Annotated in this window: 2 protein-coding genes and 1 pseudogene; all 3 read left to right on the top strand. The window is 65.3% G+C overall.

What is annotated here, in order from left to right:
- Window positions 1–177 (top strand): annotated as a pseudogene (rph, locus tag VGH68_RS29730) (ribonuclease PH); the annotation flags it as partial.
- A 20-nt stretch (window positions 178–197) separates the two neighbouring features.
- Window positions 198–803 carry an RdgB/HAM1 family non-canonical purine NTP pyrophosphatase gene (rdgB, locus tag VGH68_RS29725; protein ID WP_331607326.1) on the top strand — a complete coding sequence of 202 codons (606 nt, stop codon included), beginning with the start codon at window positions 198–200 and terminating at the stop codon, window positions 801–803.
- Window positions 800–2,015: radical SAM family heme chaperone HemW (hemW, locus tag VGH68_RS29720; protein WP_331607325.1), on the top strand; the 1,216-nt coding region annotated here is incomplete at its 3' end. The genes rdgB and hemW, both read left to right, overlap by 4 nt.

Below are 2,015 nucleotides of genomic sequence, written 5' to 3'. Positions count from 1 at the left end.
TGCGACACCGACATGAATGTCGTGATGACGGGCTCGGGCGGCTTCGTCGAAATTCAGGGCACCGCCGAGGGCGTGCCCTTCTCCCGCGACGAAATGAACGCGCTGCTCGATCTCGCGAGCGACGGCATCAACGCGCTGATCGCGAAGCAGAAGCAGGCGCTCGGAGTGCAGCAGTGAGCGAGGCAGGCGAGAACGGCATGCCGCTGAAAAAAGTGGTGCTCGCGTCGAACAACGCGGGCAAGTTGCGCGAATTCGCGGCGCTGCTCGGCGCGGCCGGCATCGAGTTGATCGCGCAGGGCGCGCTGAACGTGCCGGAAGCGGAAGAGCCGCATCCCACCTTCGTGGAAAACGCGCTCACCAAAGCGCGTCACGCAGCCAAGCTGACCGGCCTGCCCGCGCTCGCCGACGACTCCGGTTTATGCGTGCGTGCGCTGCGCGGCGCGCCGGGCGTCCATTCGGCGCGCTACGCGCAACTCGCCGGCGGCGAGAAGAGCGACGCCGCGAACAACGCACGCCTCGTCGCCGAACTGCGGGACGTCAGCGACCGGCGTGGCTACTACTTCTGCGTGCTCGCGCTCGTGCGTCACGCGGACGACCCCGAACCGCTGATCGCCGAAGGCCGCTGGCACGGCGAAATTCTCGATGCGCCGCGCGGCGGCCATGGCTTCGGCTACGACCCGTACTTCTATCTGCCGTCACTGAATGCGAGCGCCGCCGAACTCGAGCCGGCGGTGAAGAACGCGAGCAGTCATCGCGCGATCGCGTTGCGACAACTGCTCGCGCGTCTGTCGGAGGAAGCGTGATTCCGATTCGACCGACGCCCGCGGATGTGGGCAATGGCGTCGTCAAGGCGTTCACGTCGCCAGGCGGCATCCGTCTCACCTCATTGCCGCCGCTCGCGCTGTACGTGCATTTCCCGTGGTGCGTGCGCAAGTGCCCGTATTGCGATTTCAACTCGCACGAGTGGAAAGGCGACACGTTTCCCGAGAACGACTACCTCGACGCGTTGCGTGCCGATCTGGAAATGGCGCTGCCGCTGATCTGGGGGCGCCAGGTCCATACGGTGTTTATCGGCGGCGGTACGCCGAGCCTGCTCTCCGCGCCGGGGCTCGACCGCTTGCTGTCAGACGTGCGCGCGTTGCTGCCGCTCGACGCCGACGCGGAAATCACGCTGGAAGCGAACCCCGGCACGTTCGAAGCGGCCAAGTTCGCGCAGTTTCGTGCGAGCGGCGTGAACCGGTTGTCGGTGGGCATCCAGAGTTTCAACGAAACGCATCTGAAGGCGCTCGGGCGCATTCACGACGCCGCGCAGGCGCGCCACGCGGTGGAGGTCGCCGCCACGACGTTCGACAACTTCAACCTCGACCTGATGTTCGCGCTGCCGCAACAGACGCTCGCCGAATGCCAGGCAGACGTCGAGACGGCGTTATCGTTCGCGCCGCCGCATCTGTCGCTGTATCACCTGACGCTCGAACCGAACACGCTGTTCGCCAAATTCCCGCCCGCATTGCCCGACGACGATGCGTCCGCCGACATGCAGGACTGGATCCATCAGCGTACCGCCGAGGCTGGCTACGAGCGCTACGAGGTGTCGGCGTATGCGCAAGCGCATCGGCAGAGTAAGCACAATTTGAATTACTGGCGATTTGGCGACTACCTCGGCATCGGCGCGGGCGCGCATACGAAGCTGTCGTTTCCGAACCGGGTGTTGCGGCAGGCGCGCTACAAACACCCGACCACGTTCATCGAGCAAGCCAAGGCCGGCGCGGCGGTCCAGGAAGAGCATGAGGTCGGCCCGCGCGATCTGCCGTTCGAATTTATGTTGAACGCGCTGCGGCTGGTGGAAGGATTTCCGGTGCATCGGTTCATCGAGCGCACGGGCCTGTCGATCACGACCATCGAGCCCGCGTTGCAGGAAGCCGAACGGCGCAAGCTGATCACGCGCGACCACGAAAAGATTGCGCCGACGCCGCTCGGCCAGGCGTTCCTGAACGATCTGCAGGCACTGTTTCTGA

This window comes from Paraburkholderia sp. (genome assembly GCF_036488505.1).
Lineage (GTDB): Bacteria > Pseudomonadota > Gammaproteobacteria > Burkholderiales > Burkholderiaceae > Paraburkholderia.
Note: the sequence above shows the minus strand (reverse complement) of the source record. Positions and strands in the feature narration are given on the sequence as shown.